The 15495-nt window shown below is 66.3% G+C and carries 14 protein-coding genes; 4 read left to right on the top strand and 10 right to left on the bottom strand.

Annotation, left to right across the window (positions count from 1 at the left end):
• Nucleotides 1-38 precede the first annotated feature (38 nt).
• The gene (locus tag LMQ14_RS06485) at nt 39-1409 is read left to right on the top strand and encodes a DUF2867 domain-containing protein (protein ID WP_267733965.1); all 1371 of its coding nucleotides are present in this window, start codon (nt 39-41) and stop codon (nt 1407-1409) included.
• Here LMQ14_RS06485 and LMQ14_RS06480 read toward each other — a convergent pair.
• Complete coding sequence (locus tag LMQ14_RS06480) at nt 1372-2094, bottom strand: CPBP family intramembrane glutamic endopeptidase (RefSeq protein WP_267733964.1); 723 nt, start codon at nt 2092-2094, stop codon at nt 1372-1374. The two genes, LMQ14_RS06485 and LMQ14_RS06480, sit on opposite strands and share 38 nt — an antisense overlap.
• Nucleotides 2091-3239: an NAD(P)H-binding protein gene (locus tag LMQ14_RS06475; protein WP_267733963.1), complete on the bottom strand. Its 1149-nt coding sequence runs from the start codon at nt 3237-3239 to the stop codon at nt 2091-2093. Before LMQ14_RS06475 ends, LMQ14_RS06480 begins: the two co-directional genes overlap by 4 nt.
• 203 nt (nt 3240-3442) lie before the next feature.
• Here LMQ14_RS06475 and LMQ14_RS06470 point away from each other — a divergent pair, with 203 nt between their 5' ends.
• Genes LMQ14_RS06470 through LMQ14_RS06460 form a run of 3 tightly spaced genes read left to right on the top strand, consistent with a single transcriptional unit; the run spans nt 3443 to nt 6083 of the window.
• Nucleotides 3443-4492, top strand: a complete 1050-nt coding sequence (locus LMQ14_RS06470) for a type III polyketide synthase (RefSeq protein WP_267735381.1) — start codon at nt 3443-3445, stop codon at nt 4490-4492.
• A gap of 24 nt (nt 4493-4516) precedes the next feature.
• Entirely contained in the window at nt 4517-5017 is a 501-nt protein-coding gene (locus LMQ14_RS06465; RefSeq protein WP_267733962.1) for an isoprenylcysteine carboxyl methyltransferase family protein, read from the top strand.
• A gap of 52 nt (nt 5018-5069) precedes the next feature.
• Nucleotides 5070-6083 carry an NAD(P)/FAD-dependent oxidoreductase gene (locus tag LMQ14_RS06460; protein WP_267733961.1) on the top strand — a complete coding sequence of 338 codons (1014 nt, stop codon included), beginning with the start codon at nt 5070-5072 and terminating at the stop codon, nt 6081-6083.
• Nucleotides 6084-6085: 2 nt separating this feature from the next.
• On the opposite strand, the gene LMQ14_RS06455 is transcribed toward LMQ14_RS06460, so the two are convergent.
• The 8 genes from LMQ14_RS06455 to LMQ14_RS06420 form a co-directional block, all read right to left on the bottom strand.
• Nucleotides 6086-6889, bottom strand: coding sequence for a crotonase/enoyl-CoA hydratase family protein (locus LMQ14_RS06455; protein ID WP_267733960.1), 804 nt, complete (start codon nt 6887-6889; stop codon nt 6086-6088).
• Nucleotides 6886-8034 (bottom strand): thiolase family protein, encoded by a 1149-nt coding sequence (locus LMQ14_RS06450; RefSeq protein WP_267733959.1) that lies wholly within the window; start codon nt 8032-8034, stop codon nt 6886-6888. The genes LMQ14_RS06455 and LMQ14_RS06450 overlap by 4 nt, the downstream gene beginning before the upstream one ends.
• Before the next feature lie 313 nt (nt 8035-8347).
• The gene (locus LMQ14_RS06445) at nt 8348-9832 is read right to left on the bottom strand and encodes an aldehyde dehydrogenase family protein (protein ID WP_267733958.1); all 1485 of its coding nucleotides are present in this window, start codon (nt 9830-9832) and stop codon (nt 8348-8350) included.
• 136 nt (nt 9833-9968) lie between these two features.
• Complete coding sequence (locus tag LMQ14_RS06440; protein ID WP_267733957.1) at nt 9969-11186, bottom strand: cytochrome P450; 1218 nt, start codon at nt 11184-11186, stop codon at nt 9969-9971.
• Between the two features lie 2 nt (nt 11187-11188).
• Entirely contained in the window at nt 11189-12196 is a 1008-nt protein-coding gene (locus LMQ14_RS06435; RefSeq protein ID WP_267733956.1) for an SDR family NAD(P)-dependent oxidoreductase, read from the bottom strand.
• Nucleotides 12189-13313 carry a spirocyclase AveC family protein gene (locus LMQ14_RS06430; RefSeq protein ID WP_267735380.1) on the bottom strand — a complete coding sequence of 375 codons (1125 nt, stop codon included), beginning with the start codon at nt 13311-13313 and terminating at the stop codon, nt 12189-12191. The genes LMQ14_RS06435 and LMQ14_RS06430 overlap by 8 nt, the downstream gene beginning before the upstream one ends.
• 33 nt (nt 13314-13346) lie before the next feature.
• Entirely contained in the window at nt 13347-14465 is a 1119-nt protein-coding gene (locus LMQ14_RS06425; RefSeq protein WP_267733955.1) for an ABC transporter substrate-binding protein, read from the bottom strand.
• A 95-nt stretch (nt 14466-14560) separates the two neighbouring features.
• Entirely contained in the window at nt 14561-15412 is an 852-nt protein-coding gene (locus LMQ14_RS06420) for a CbbQ/NirQ/NorQ/GpvN family protein (protein WP_267733954.1), read from the bottom strand.
• Between the last annotated feature and the right edge of the window lie 83 nt (nt 15413-15495).

Below are 15495 nucleotides of genomic sequence, written 5' to 3'. Positions count from 1 at the left end.
CGTCAGTTCCGAATAACTGACATAAGGGAAGGAAATCAATGGCTGGACAGCTGCGCTGCCTGGTGACCGGGGCGACCGGCTATGTCGGCGCCCGCCTGGTGCCGTCCTTACTCGACCACGGCCACCACGTGCGTGCGCTGGCTCGCGACCCGAGCAAATTGGCGGACGTACCGTGGCGCGGGCAGGTCGAGTTGGCGCGCGGCGACCTCGCCGACGTCGATTCGCTGGTCGACGCATTCGCCGGCATGGATGTCGTCTACTACCTGGTTCATTCGATGGGGACATCGAAGAATTTCGCCGACGAGGAACAGCGCTCGGTCCGCAACGTCGTGACGGCCGCACGCCGCACCGGAGTGCGACGGGTGGTCTATCTCGGGGGACTGCATCCGGAGGACGGCGCCCTGTCGCCGCATCTCGAGTCGCGCAAGGCGGTCGGCGAAGCGCTGATCGACTCGGGAATCGACACGGTGGTGCTGCAGGCCGGCGTGGTCATCGGGTCGGGATCGGCGTCGTTCGAGATGATCCGGCACCTCACCGACCGGTTGCCGGTGATGACCACGCCGAAGTGGGTGCACAACAGAATTCAGCCGATCGCGGCGCGTGACGTGCTCTACTACCTGGTCGCCGCGGCAACCGCCCCGATCCCTTCGTCGCGATGCTGGGACATCGGCGGCCCCGACGTGTTGGAGTACGGCGACATGATGCGCGTCTACGCCGAGGTCGCTGGGCTGCGCCGGCGCTACCTGATCGTGCTGCCGTTCTTGACGCCGACGATTGCCAGCCTGTGGATTGGGACCGTGACCCCGATTCCGCCCGGTTTGGCGCGCCCGCTGATCGAATCGCTGGAATGCGATGCGGTGAAGGGCAATTCAGACATCGATACCATCATCCAGCGCCCGCCCGGCGGCCTGATCCCCTATCGCCGCGCAGTCGCGCTGGCGCTGCACCGCGCGGCGCCGGGCCTGCCCGATGCCAGCTGGGCCTCGTCGCGCTCCAATCCGGCCGAGTCACTGCCCAGCGACCCGGACTGGGCCGGCGAAATCGTCTACACCGAGGTGCGGACGGCGACGACAACCGCAGGGCCCGAAGAAGTCTGGACGGCCGCCGAGAACGCGGTCCACAGCCGCGCTCGTTGGACCGTGGCGGAGCGTCAACCCGGCACCGCGCTGCGGCTGCGCTCCCGGATGCGGGCACGGGGCACGGCGTGGGTGGAAATGACGGTGACGCCGCGAGACGGCGGTGGCAGCAGGTACACGCAGCGGGCGTTCTTTGTGCCGGCCGGCCTGTGGGGGCGGCTGTACTGGCTGGTGGCGCAGCCCCTGCATGCCGTTGCGCTGGCTGCGTTGGCCCGCAACGTGATTGGCGCCGGGGCTAGACGCCGAACATCGGTGGTAATACCAGCACCATGACCAGACCCCAGAAGAAGTGGGTCAGCATCGGGGCCAGAATCCCGCCGCTGGCGCGTCGCTCCAGCGCGCATACGGTGCCGAGGATGATCGCGGCGAAGCCGAGCATCGGATTGCCGCTCGCCAACGTCACGCAGAGATACAGCAGAGTCGAAATCGCCACTGGCGCACGCCGACCCAGCGCGGTATAGAGCGCACCCCGAAAGAACATCTCCTCGGCGACGCCGTTGATCAGAGTGATCACGACGACCAGCCAGAACGATCCCTGATGCGCGAATTGCAGCACCCGGGCGATCAGGGCCGCAACCGCCGGGATTTCGCGGGCGACCAATCCGCCGAGCACGAAGGTGCCACCGAGGAGCAGACCGATCGCCGTGCCGCTGATCACCGGGCGCTGATTGCGGCCGCGCCAGCAGATGCCGCCCAGATGCAGCGGCCCCGACAGGAACGCTCCGCCGATCCACACCGCCGCCAATACCAGGGTCAGCCAGTAGAAGCTCGACTCGCCCGGCGTACGTCGCAGCGAAAAGCCAAGCACCGCAGCACCGATCACCAGCGTGAGCGCGACGACGACGCGGCGCCGCCGCACCACCGAGGGCGGTTCATGGTGTGGCACAGCGACATTGGTGACGGCGCGACGCAGCTCGGAGAACACGCTGGCGCGGTATGGGGTGGTGACCTCGCTCATGCAATCCGTACCTTCGGGGTCCACGCGATCAAGAGGTCGAGCCCGGTCCGCAGCGCTCCCGCGATCGGGCCGGGCACCAGATTCACCAGTCCCAGCGTGGGCCGCGCGATGGGCAAGGTCACCACCCGGGCGACCCGCCGGATCCGCAGCGCATCGCCACCGGCCCACGCCGGATCGGTGTCGGCGAGGTCGTGGGGATCGGCCAGCGCGTTGACGGGCCGCGGCGCGCGCCTCGCCAGGCCTCGCAATGCCAGCTCGATGGCATCCTCGACGCCCAGTAGTCCGCCGGGCGGGTCGGGCACCCGACTGCGCAGGTCGCTTGCGGAGGCCACCATCGGGTGATCCAGCGACTCGACCAGGTCTGAAGCCAATCCTTGCGGTACCGGCAGCGCGAAGCCCGTGATCAACGACGCCAGCGCCGGGTTGACCCACGGCACCCACACCGACGCGTGCCACCTGCCCGCTATGCGTGCGTACGTCTTGAGCAGATCCCGATACGACGTGGTGTCGGGCCCATGGATGTCGTAGGCGCCGGCCGGGACCCGGTCCGGATCGGCCGCGGCCACCAGGTAGTGCAGCACATCGCGGATCGAGATCGGATCGATCGGGTTCTCCAGCCACTCCGGGATCGGAACGAACGGAAACCGGTCTCCCACGTAGCGCATCATCTCGAAGGACGTCGATCCGGCACCGATGATGATCGCGGCGCCCAGCCACACCAGTTCCGGCCCGTCGGGCACGGACAGGGCCTCGGCGACCTCGGCTCGGCTGGCCAGATGGTCGGACAGCCCGCCGCCGGCGGGCACAAACCCGCCCAGGTAAACGATGCGCCGTATCCCCGCGTCCCTGGCGGCAGCCGCGACGTTGGTGGCCGCCACCCGGTCGGCGTCGCGAAAGTCGGGCTGGCCGATCGCGTGCACCAGGTAATAGATGACGTCGACCGGCCCGGCGGCGTCCATTGCCGCCTGCGCCGACGCGGGGTCGGACGCATCGAGGCGGACCGGCGCGACCTCGTTACACCAGCCGAACCGCTTGAGACGCTTCGGGTTTCGAGTGGCGGCGACCACCTGGTGGTGGTCCGCGAGCAGCGCTGTGATCAGCCGCGACCCCACGTAGCCCGTCGCGCCGGTGACCAGAATCCGCATATCCTTGACCCTATCCCGGACGGGGTACGTCTAAACCCATGCGACCCGGCCGCAAGGATGCACCCGGCGGAATGCCGGGAAATGACCAGTGGTCATATTCACATCGAGTTAGGGTGAACTAACCAACCTACGGTGCCGTAACCCAAGACATGGACAAGATCACGGGGGGAAGTTCGGCAACGCTCGGACTGCAAACATCGACCATCGACACGGGACCCTCGATCGCAGCAGCTGCGGTCGAATTCCCCGACAACTATCACCCGCAAGAAGCGCTCATCGACAGGCTGAGCACCGTCCTCGGCCCACACTTCAGGCGATTCGCTCTCACCGCAGGCGTCGAGCACCGCCACCTCGCGGTGTCGATGGACCGCATGGAGCAGCTGAGCGGTTTCACCGAGGCAAACGAGGCCTATCTCGAAGTAGCACTGGAAATAGGTGAGCGGGCGCTGCTGAGGGCGTTTGACGAGGCCAAGGTCAATCCGTCGGAGGTCGACATCGTTTTCTCGACCACGGTCACCGGGCTGGCCGTACCGTCACTCGAGGCACGGCTGGCGGGCCGGGTCGGGCTACGCCCGGACGTCAAGCGCGTCCCGTTGTTCGGCTTGGGTTGCGCAGCGGGCGCGGCTGGGGTGGCCCGCATGCATGACTACCTGCGCGCCTTTCCCGACCAGGTGGCAGCGCTGCTGGCGGTGGAACTGTGCACACTGACGATTCAGCGCGACGACAGTTCGGTGGCCAATCTGGTTGCCACCAGCCTGTTTGGCGATGGCGCCGCCGCCGTCATCACCAAGGGCGCCGACCGCGCCGGTGACGAAAGTCGGGGCCCTCGGGTGTCGGCTACCCGAAGCCGGCTCTACCCGGACACCGAGGAAGTCATGGGGTGGAAAATTGGCAGCGAGGGCTTCCAGATCGTCCTGTCGGCGGACGTGGTGAACGTCGCCCAGAAGTACCTCGGTGACGACGTCCGCAAATTCCTCGCCGATCACGGGCTCACACCGCAGGACATCTCTCGATGGGTCTGTCACCCCGGCGGTCCGGCAGTGATCGAGGCGGTTGAGGAAGTGTTCGAATTGCCCGGCGACGCCCTCGATCGCACCCGAAACTCGTTGCGCGACAACGGAAATTTGTCATCGGTCTCGGTGCTGGATGTGCTTCGGGCCAACTTGGCGGATCCGCCGCCACCTGGTTCGATCGGTCTCATGATCGCGATGGGTCCGGCATTCTGCTCCGAGCTCGTTCTGCTGGCCTGGTAGCCCCGGACACGAGATAGTGGAGACATGTACTACCTGCTGATCCTGGCGGTCGGGCTCGAACGCATAGTCGAGCTGGTGCTGTCCAACCGGAATGCGCAATGGTCTTTTACCCAGGGCGGCAAGGAGTTTGGCCGGCCACACTACGTCGTGATGGTCGTCATTCACACCGGTCTGCTGGTCGGCTGCCTCGTCGAACCGTGGGCACTGCACCGGCCGTTCATCCCGTGGCTGGGCTGGCCGATGCTGGCGATCGCGGCGGCCAGCCAGGTACTGCGCTGGTGGTGCATCACCACGCTGGGCAAGCGGTGGAACACCCGGGTGATCGTGTTGCCGGAGGCACCCCTGGTGCAGCGGGGGCCCTACCGGTGGCTGCATCACCCGAACTATGTTGCGGTGGTGGCCGAAGGGTTCGCGTTACCGCTCGTGCACACCGCGTGGCTGACGGCGGCCACGTTCACGGTGGCCAACGCGATTCTGCTGACCGTGCGCATCCGGGTGGAGAATTCCGCATTGGGTTACACATGAGCACCCGCGCCGTCGACGATGCAGAGCGAAGCGATGAGGAGGAGCGGCGCTCATGACCTATGACACCGACCTGCTGATCGTCGGCGGCGGCCCCGGCGGGCTCGCCACGGCGTTGCAGGCGCGCCGGCACGGGCTTTCGGTCATCGTGGCCGAACCGCGCGAGGACCCGATCGACAAGGCGTGCGGCGAGGGGCTGATGCCCGGTGGCCTTGCGGAGCTGACGTCACTGGGTGTCGACCCGGTCGGGATGCCGTTTCGCGGGATCGCCTATGTCAGCGAGCAGCGTCGCGCCGAGGCGCTGTTTCGCACCGGTCCGGGCCGCGGCGTGCGACGCACCACCCTGCACGCCGCGCTCGAGGCACGCGCCAAAGAGCAAGACACCGAATGGATCCGGACGAAGGTAACCAGCGTCGAGCAGGATGCGCATGGCGTGAGTGCCGCCGGTATCCGGGCGAAGTTTTTGGTCGGCGCCGACGGACTGCACTCGACGGTCCGGCGCTCCGTCGGCATCAGAGCCACGGCCGGAAAGCCGCGACGGTACGGCGTGCGTTGGCATTTCACGGTGCCGGCATGGTCGGAGTTCGTCGAGGTGTACTGGTCCCGGCTGGGCGAGGCCTACGTGACGCCGGTGGAACCGGATCTGGTCGGCGTGGCGATCCTGTCGCAGGGACGGCCCGACCTGGGCTGGTTCCCGCGGCTGGCCCGACACCTCGAGGGCGCCAGCCGCGGGCATCCGCGGGGGTGCGGGCCGTTGCGGCAGGTGGTCTCGCGCCGCGTCGCGGGCCGGGTGCTGCTGGTGGGCGATGCGGCGGGCTACGAGGACGCGCTGACCGGCGAGGGCGTCAGCCTGGCCGTCAAACAGGCCGCGGCGGCGGTCGACGCCATCGTCAACCAGACACCGGCGGCGTATGAGGCGTCGTGGCACCGGGTTACCCGCAACTACCGGCTCCTCACCCGGGCGGTAGTGCTGGCCAGCACGCCGCGCGCCACGCGGCGCGCCATCGTGCCCGCGTGCGAACGCCTACCCGGGGTGTTTGGCTTCGGGGTCAACATTCTGGCGAGCTAGCGCTAGCGCGCCTTCCAGACCGGCTCCCGTTTCTCGGCGAACGCCAACGGTCCTTCCTTGGCATCCTCAGATCTGATCAGGGTGCGCATTTCGTTCACGGTGCGTTCCCAGCCCACCTCGTCGCCGGTGACGACGCCGTCGTCGACCCCGGTGGCGATGCGCTTGCTGGCCTGCACCGACAGCGGCGCGTTCACGGTGACCCGCGCCGCCAGCGCGAGTGCCGCATCGAGCACCGAGCCTTGCTTGACGACCTGGTTGACCAGGCCCCATTCCCAGGCGTCGGACGCCGTCATCGGTTCACCCGTCAACAGCAGCTCCATCGCCACCTTGCGCGGCAGCTGATCGACGATGCGGAAGACGCCGCCGGCCGCGGCGATCAGTCCGCGTTTCACTTCGGGCAGACCGAATTGCGCCAGCTCGTGGGCGACGACCAGGTCACTGGCCAACGCCAGCTCGGTGCCGCCGCCCAGCGCCGTGCCGTTGACAGCAGCGATGGTGGGCTTGTCGATGAAGTGGTGCACGTAACCGGCGAAGCCCCACTCACCATGGTCGGGGTGATACAGGTTCTCCCGGCGAGCGATCGCCTTGAGATCGGCTCCGGCACAAAACGATTTGTCGCCGGCACCGGTGATCACCACGGCCCGCACTCCCGCGTCGTGCTGCGCTTCTTCCAGCGCATCCCCAACGCCGATGCTGACCGCCGCGTTGATCGCGTTGCGCGCCTCGGGCCGGTTGATGGTGATGACCAGCACGTTGCCGCGGCGCTCAACCAGCACGGCCGGCGCAGCGCCGTCGGCGTCCGTCACAGCAGCTCCACAATGGTGGCGTTGGCCTGGCCGCCACCCTCACACATCGTCTGCAGCCCGTAGCGAATTCCCTTGTCCCGCATGTGATAGAGCAACGTGGTCATGATCCGCGCGCCGGAGCCGCCCAGCGGGTGGCCGAGCGCGATCGCGCCGCCGTTGGGGTTGAGCTTCTTCTCGTCGGCGCCGATGTCCTTCAGCCAGGCGAGCGGAACGGGCGCGAACGCCTCGTTGACCTCGTATGCCCCGATGTCGCCGATGGAGAGGCCGGACCGCTTCAGCACCTTCTGGGTGGCCGGGATCGGCGCGGTCAGCATGATGACCGGGTCGGCTCCGGCCAGGGTTGCGGTGTGCACCTTGGCAATTGGCGTCAGCCCCAGGTCCTTGGCCTTCTCCGCGGACATGAACAGCAACGCGGCCGCACCGTCGGAGATCTGCGAGGAGTTTCCGGCGTGGATCACGCCGTCCTCCTTGAAGGCGGGCTTCAGCGAGGCCATCTTTTCCATCGGGGTGCCGCGCCGGATGCCTTCGTCCTTGAGGACGACGTTGCCATCAGAGTCTTTGATCCCCACGATCTGGTCGTCAAATGCACCGGAATCCTGTGCAGCAGCTGCCTTTTCGTGCGAGTCGAGGGAGAACTGGTCGAGCGCGGTGCGGTCGAATCCCCACTGCTCGGCGATCATCTCGGCACCCAGGCCCTGGTTGGGAATCTTGCCGTCGTAGCGCGAGATGAAGTTCTCCGGGTACGGCCGTCCGCCGTTGGCCAGCGATGCCCCCATCGGCGTGCGCGACATCGACTCCACACCGCCGGCGACGACCACGTCGTAGTGCCCGGCCACCACGCCGGCCGCGGCGAAGTGGATGGACTGCTGGCTCGATCCGCACTGGCGGTCGACGGTCACCCCCGGGACGGTCTCCGGCCAGCCCGCGGTCAACAGCGCGGTGCGGCCGATGTCGAGGGCCTGCTCGCCGGCCTGCATCACGCAGCCCCAGATCACGTCGTCAACGATTTCGGGGTCGATGCCGGCCCTGGTGGCCAGTCCGTTGAGTACCTGCGCGGACAGCTCGGCGGGGTGCACTCCGGAAAGGCCTCCGTTGCGCTTGCCGATGGGAGAGCGCACGGCCTCGACGATGACAGCTTCAGGCATTTCTCATTTCTCCTTTGACTGAGTCTTGCGTCGATTGTCGACCAAGGGGTTGGGCGGCCCGGTGGCGGGGTGGCCTGGGGAGCCCGCGCGGGCCGGTGCCACACTGGCCACATCCGTACCGCGCGGGAGACCACCAAGCAATCCGCGACTCCGATTCGCGGGTAATAGCGCTTTCGAAAGTCGCTCTATGGTCCGCCGCGCCACGCGCATGACGTCGATGACGTCGATGACGTCGAGATTGCCGCCACGGTCGTGATCAGCGTGAGATCACAGCCCCCACGGCAATTTCGGCGCCTCTGACCCGACTGAATGCTCAGACCGCGGGATATGCGACGGACTTGATCTCGGTGTACTGGTCGAATCCGGCGATGCCGTTCTGGCGACCGATGCCGCTCTCCTTGTACCCACCGAACGGCGAGTCGGCAGCGTACCCAGCACCGCCGTTGACGCCCATGAAGCCAGCCTTGATCCGGCGGGTCACCGACAGCGCACGCTCGAGCGAACCCGCGAACACGTTGCCGGCCAAGCCGTACACGCTGTCGTTGGCGATCCGGATCGCATCTTCCTCGTCGTCGAACGGAATGACCGAGAGCACCGGGCCGAAGATCTCCTCCTGCGCGATGGTCATCTTGTTGTCGACATTCGTGAAAAGCGTTGGCCGGACGTAATATCCCTTGTCGAAGCCGGTCTCCGCGCCGGGGCCGCCGACGAGCGCCGTGGCACCCTCGTCCACGCCCTTCTGGATGTAGCCCGTCACCCGCTCGTACTGCCGCTGCGAGATCACCGGGCCGCACAGCGTTCCGGGGTCCTGCGGGTCGCCGCACGTGACGTTCTCGTAGATGTTCTTGAGGATCTCGACGCCCTCGTCGTAGCGGGACCGCGGCAGCAGCAGCCGGGTCGGGTTGGCGCAGCCCTGACCGGCGTGCATGCACGGCGCGATGCCGACCATGCAGGCCGTGCCGAAGTCGGCATCCTCCAGCACGATGGTGGCCGACTTGCCGCCGAGTTCCAGGAACAGCCGCTTCATGGTGGCCGCGCCCTTTTCCATGATCCGCTTCCCGACCACCGTCGAACCGGTGAACGAGATCAGGTCGACCTTCGGCGACAACGTCAGTTCCTCACCCACGAAGTGATCCGATGCGGTGACGACGTTGACGACACCCGCTGGGATGTCGGTCTTCTCGGCGATCAGCCGACCGAGTCGGTTCGCGTTGAACGGGGTGTTGGGTGCCGGCTTGAGCACCACGGTGTTGCCGGCGCCCAGCGCCTGGCCGAGCTTGTTGATGGTGACCTCGAATGGGAAGTTCCACGGCACGATCGCGCCGACCACGCCGACCGGCTCCCGCCACACCTTGATGGTGGTGTTCGCGCCGGTGAGGCTGATAACCCGGTCCCCGAGGTCGGTCTCCCAGGCGTAGGAGTCAATCAGCCGGGCGGGGTACTTGAGCCCGTCTGCCAGTGGCGCATCCAGCTGGGGCCCGAAGGTGATGGCGCGGGGCGCGCCGACCTCGAGGATGAGCTCCTCGCGCAGCTCGTCGATCTCGGACTCGATCGCCTCGTGCAGCTGCAGCAGGCAGCGCTTGCGCAGCTCCTTGTTCGTCGACCAGTCGGTCTCGTCGAAGGCACGCCGGGCGGCGTCGATGGCCCGGAGCATGTCCTCCTTCGAGGCGTCGGAGACCTCGCCGAGCGACTCCTCGGTCGCCGGGTTGATGTTGGTGAAAGTGCCGGCCTGGCCGTCGACGAGCTTGCCGTCGATCATCATCTTCGGCTCGAAGCGGACCTTTACAGTGTCAGCCATATCTGTTCAGCTCTCTTTAGACGAGGCGCTGGTTAGAGCGCCGGGACGTGGAATGACATCGCCAGGACGGGGCTCACCCTACGGTGAGCCTTACTGGAAACTAGCCGATTGGCAAACGCGCACAATTACGGGCCCTCTACTGGGCATCGAACAGCACCGGTACCGACGTCGGCGACCGGAACACCTGCCCGCGGATGTGCGGGTCGTCCCCGTCTGGGTCCAGCCGCAGATTCGGCAGCCGGTCCAACAAAAGGTTGATCGCGGTCCGCATCTCGAGGCGCGCCAGGTGCATGCCGAGGCAGACGTGCACGCCGTGTCCCCAGCCCAGATTCGCCTTGGCCTGCCGGTGAATGTTGAACGTGTTCGGGTCGTCGTAGCGATCCTCCTGCCGGTTCGCCGAACCGAGCATCGGCATCACCGTCGCCCCGGCCGGGATCGCCACGCCCCCGAGTTCGGTATCGCGGGTCGCCACCCGGGTGATGGTCAGCAAGGGTGATTCCCAGCGCACACCCTCCTCGATCGCCTGCGGCAGCAACGAGCGGTCCGCGCGGATGGCATCCAATTGGGCCGGATCCGACAGCAGCGCCAACAGCAGACTGCCCAACGACCGGTAGGTCGTCTCGACGCCGGCGGGCAGCAGCAACCGAAGGAACGAGAAGATCTCTTCGTCCGCGAGCTTCTCCCCGTCGATCTCGGCCGCCGCGAGCGCGCTGATCAGGTCGTCCTTCGGCTCGGCGCGCCGGGCCTCGAGTATCGGGGCGAAGTATTCACACAGCGCGGCCGAGGCAGCAAGCCCGCGTTCGGGATTCATCAACCAGCTCAGCAGCGAAATCGACCACCGCTGGAATTGCGGGTAGTCCTCTTCCGGCAGGCCCAGCAGGCCGGCGATGATCTGGCTCGGATAATCGAAGGTGAACTCCTTGACCAGGTCCGCCTTGCCATTCGGCGCAAAGTTGTCGATCAAGCTGTTCGCTACCCGGCCGACCAACTCGTCTTGCCAGCGCGCCAAGGACTTCTGCGTGAACGCCTTCGATACCAGCGAACGCAGCCGGCCGTGCACGGGCTCGTCCATGCCGAGCATCACGCCCTCACCCAGCACCGGGCCGAACGCGGCGATGACGGCCGCCGAGGAGAACGTCTCGTTGTCGCGCAACATCTGCTGGATGTCCTCGTGGCGATACACGATGAACATCGGCAGCCCCTCCTCGTGCGGAAGCGCCCCCGACGTTTCGAGCCGCTGCACCGGCTCCTCGTGGCGCAGCCGCGCGAGCTCGGTGTACGGGTCACGCACGTCACCGGAGATCGCGTCGTCGAAGGAACCGAAGTCCTCCAGGTCGTCGAATAGCTGTTCCATAATTACCCCTCAGTCCCCTCAGTACCTTCTGGCGCCTTATTGCGCCGTGCCGCAAGCGATGCCAGACGCGTCAATACGGGCTGCGGAATAACGCGCGCGGCCAACACCATCGCCTTCTGGGTTCCGGTCAACGGCCACGCGCCGTCGCGCATGGACCCATACCTCGGTATGCCCAAGATGAATCGGGACATGTGGTGCATACCCGCTGCCGGCAGAATTCTGTTCGCGACCAACAACATTGACGCATCCGGGCCGACACCGCGGCGACGGAATGACACCCTGTCTTCCAGGGCCTCGACTAGTCCGTTGGTGAACCGCTCGGGCGGGCGAGCCATCTTCATCGCGAACCGGCCGCGGCTGTTCATGGTGTTATGCAGCCGCGCGTATGGGCCGCCAAAATTGCGATCGTCGGTAGTGCCCGCGTCGGTGATGATCTCGGTGTCGTAGGTCCCGGCCACCAAAACGGTGACACCGAGACCGAAGGGCGCGATCTCAACGGCCATCGACTCGCCCCACCGTTCCAAGGCGCCTTTGGCCGCGGAATACGGCGCGGTGGCCGGCTGGCCCCGCACCCCGGCAGCACTGGATACCAACACGATTCGCCCCTGACCCGCCGCCCGCATGGACGGCAGCAGCGCCTGGGTGAGCATGACGGGGCCTAGGACACTGGTGGCAAACATGGTCTGCCAGAGGGCCATATCGGTCTCCTCCACCATTCCGGCGGCGGAGATCCCGGCGTTGTGCACCAGTGCGTACGGTGCTCCCACCGCGTCTTCAATTACCTTGGCGGCAGCGGCAATCGAGGCGGCATCCAATAGATCGAGCTGGACACCGATCAGCCGGTCGTCGTCCTCGCCGGCGCCGGTTGCCGCGCGCAGCAACGGCATTGCCCGGTCGGGGGTGCGCATGGCCGCGACAACGCGCCAGCCGTCTCGATAAAGGCGGACCGCTGAGGCGAAGCCCAGACCACGGGACGCGCCGGTGACGACGACGCTGCGCGGCTCAGCCATTCTGGCCCGGGGTTGCGCAGGCACCTACACCCGGCGGCGGCGGATCGACGTGCGGCCGCCCGTTCGGCTCTCCGCTGGCCCAGGTCGACCAGATACCGACCGAATACGGGCCCTTCGCGCCGGCCTTCTCGTAATAGCCCTGTGGGTCATACACTTTCGCCTCTGGGTACGGCCATGGGCACGCGACCGAGGTCGCGGCATGACTGGCCTTGATCGCCCAGAACCAGGCGCCGTAGGCGAAGTACGACACGTTCATGATCGCGAACATCACCAGGAACGTGCCGAGCACCGGACGGCTGGGGAATATCTTCGCTTTCGCAGTCAGCTTCTCGGCCAACGACTTTCCGGTGTCGTCGCGATAACACAGGATCGCCGCCGGAATCATCACGAAGGTCACCGAGAAGGACTCCCAGATCAGCGGGAACTGGAAGGTGGTGCCGGTGAAGACCGAACCCCAAGGAATCACCTGCGAATAGATGTACATGCCGGCGTGCACCAGCTGAATCTCCAACCACGCGTCGAAGACGAAACCGATCACCAGCGTCAGCAGACCCAGGCTCCACAACGGGTGTCGCGACGCGAACGACTGCGGCCCGTATTTGGCCTGCAGTTTGCGCAGGATCCAGATCGCCGGGAAGTACGGCCCGAAATAGAACATCACGTACCCGAAGACCACAAAGGGCTCGACGGACGGCGACAGCGACACCAGCGGCCACGATTCAGGCCAGTGAATGAGGTCGGGGTTGTACACCGCGAACGGCGACCAGTTCATGATCGGGTCCTGCCACACGATCAAGGTGGTGCACAAGAACATCAGCATGACCGGGCTGCCGGGATTGCGGCGCCAGCCCCGGATGAACACCACCAGCAGCACCAGCAGCATGACGCAGGTGGCAACGTGCAGGAAGGTGATGTAATCCAGCCCGAAGAGGAACTTGACCGGGCGGGGCCGGCCCTGCACGTTCGGGTTGGCGACGCGCGGGTCAAGGGCGACACGGCAATTCGCGATGAAGAAGAGCGTGAACGCCGCCAGCGCGGCGCCGGCTATCCAGCCACCCCAGCCGCGCTTTTTGGCGCCACTCGGCGGGGTGGGTTTGTCGTCTGCCCGTAGCGGTATGGACTGTTCGGTAGGCGGTTTCGTGCTCAAGATTCAGCCTTCCTCTCCGAAGCGATCGACCAGATGCGAGTTGATGCCGTCGGCATCGAGAGTCCGTGCCACCAGATAGCCCGCCCCCATCCAGGCGCGGCGGGTCCATTTGCCGAACGACACTCGAGTCCCGGGTGCGCCGGAGGCGGCGGGCAACATTTTGACCCGCTCCAGTGCCTCTTTGACGCCGCGCGGGCTCAACGGATGGGCGTCGGTGAACGCGCGCACGAGTGTCGCGGCGACGTCGCGGTTCACCACCGTCACGCAGAACTCGGGGCGGCTGCCGTTGTACTTCTTCGCGTAGCTGTCGAGGAAATCCTGGCCGATCTTGTTCGCCTCGTCGTACTGATCGACACCGGTCCAACCCATGAACGCGTTCCACATGATCGGGTTGACCCAGGCGTTCTGCCACGCGGTGGTGGTGAAGCGGGGTGGGTCCCAGCCGAGGGACTCGAGCGCAGGGTTGATGAAGACGATTCCGAATCCGAATCCCAGGTGCACGATCGCCTCGGCCTTTGCGTCATGGAGCGTCTGCACCGCAGCGTTGATGTCCTGAGCCGTCTGGGCGATGGCGACTTCTGCCACGATGCGAATGCCCTTGCGCCGACAGGCAGTTCGCAGGTTCTTCAGGTAGCTCTCGCCAATCAGGCTCTGCTCGACCAGGACACCGATCTCGGCCAGTCCTCGTTTGGTGATCAGGTCGGCGAGGAAGATCGGCTCGTCGGTCATGGACCCCTGTGGGAAGGCGAAGGTCCACTCGCCCAGCCAGTCGTCGGTGCCGGTCACGCTGATCGCGGGCACCCTGAACCGGTCCTCGATCGCTTCTCGCAACGGCACGCAGTTATCGGTGATGTTCGGACCGAAGACCACCAAACAGCCCTCGTCGACCAGTTCGCCATACGCGTCGATCACGGCCTTGACCGAACCCTTGGGCAGACCCTCCACCTCGCGATAGATCATCTGCACGGGTCGGTCCATCAGGCACTGGGCGACGGCCTCTTCGAAGATGAGGTCGAACGTCTGGGTGAAGGAGGCGAACAGATCTTCGGGAAAGCCCGGCGGCAGCATGAAGTCCATCAAGTAGCCGACCTTGATCGGCTCAGCGCTGCTTTCGTAGGACATCTGACCTCCCGGGTGATCCGCTCACTCGCAACAATTCATGGCTGACCTAATATTTGTTCAGACCGTAACGGGGGGCGGTGCGCAGCGTCAATCATCTATCCGCCTCCGCCCAGGTAGACCTCGACCATCTCGCCCAGCGCCCGGCCCACGGCGACGTCGTCGGTGAGCGGTCCGGCGATCGCGGCCCGCGCCGCCTCTGGCATGGTCAGACCCTCCGCGAACAGCCGGCCCGCCGCGATCAGGACGCGGGTCGACGCGACCTCGCGAAGACCCCCGGTTTCCAGGCGGCGAATGGCCTGGCCGAAACGCACCAGCTCGGCCGCGGTGGCGGCGTCCACACCCGCTTCGTGCGCGACAATGCCCTCTTCGACATCGGCTGCGGGGAAACCGAATTCGATGGCGACCATGCGCTGGCGTGTCGAATCCTTGAGATCCTTGAGCACGCTTTGATAGCCGGGGTTATACGAGACCACCAGGCCGAATCCGGGCGCCGCATCCAGGGTGATGCCGAGGCGCTCGATCGGCAGCTGCCGCCGGTGGTCGGCGAGCGGATGCAGCACCACGGTGGTGTCCTGCCGGGCTTCCACGACCTCGTCCAAATAGCAGATCGCGCCCTCGCGCACCGCGCGGGTCAGCGGACCGTCCATCCACACCGTTTCGTCGCCCCGCAGCAGATACCGCCCGACCAGGTCCGCCGTCGTGAGGTCGTCGTGACAGGCCACGGTGATCAGCGGCCGGTCCAGGTCGTGGGCCATCGCCTCGACGAAGCGGGTCTTGCCACACCCCGTCGGCCCCTTCAATACGAGCGCCAGACCCTGGCGGTATGCGGCTTTGAAGATCGCCTCTTCGCCGCCGACCGCCTGGTAATAGGGCCGCACCCCAGCAGCGCCGGCCTCCGGGTCGGGATCCGCACCATTGCGAGAAGCGATCCCGGACTCGTTGGTCATAACGTCCCTTCTGCCGATTGAATGGAGCCTAACCGGAACAGATGTTTGTTTCAAGTACGCTGACGAGCGGCTGCAGCGGCGGG

The sequence above is a fragment of the Mycobacterium sp. Aquia_213 genome (assembly GCF_026625985.1).
Lineage (GTDB): Bacteria > Actinomycetota > Actinomycetes > Mycobacteriales > Mycobacteriaceae > Mycobacterium.
This window is presented reverse-complemented; position numbering and strand designations above follow the sequence as displayed.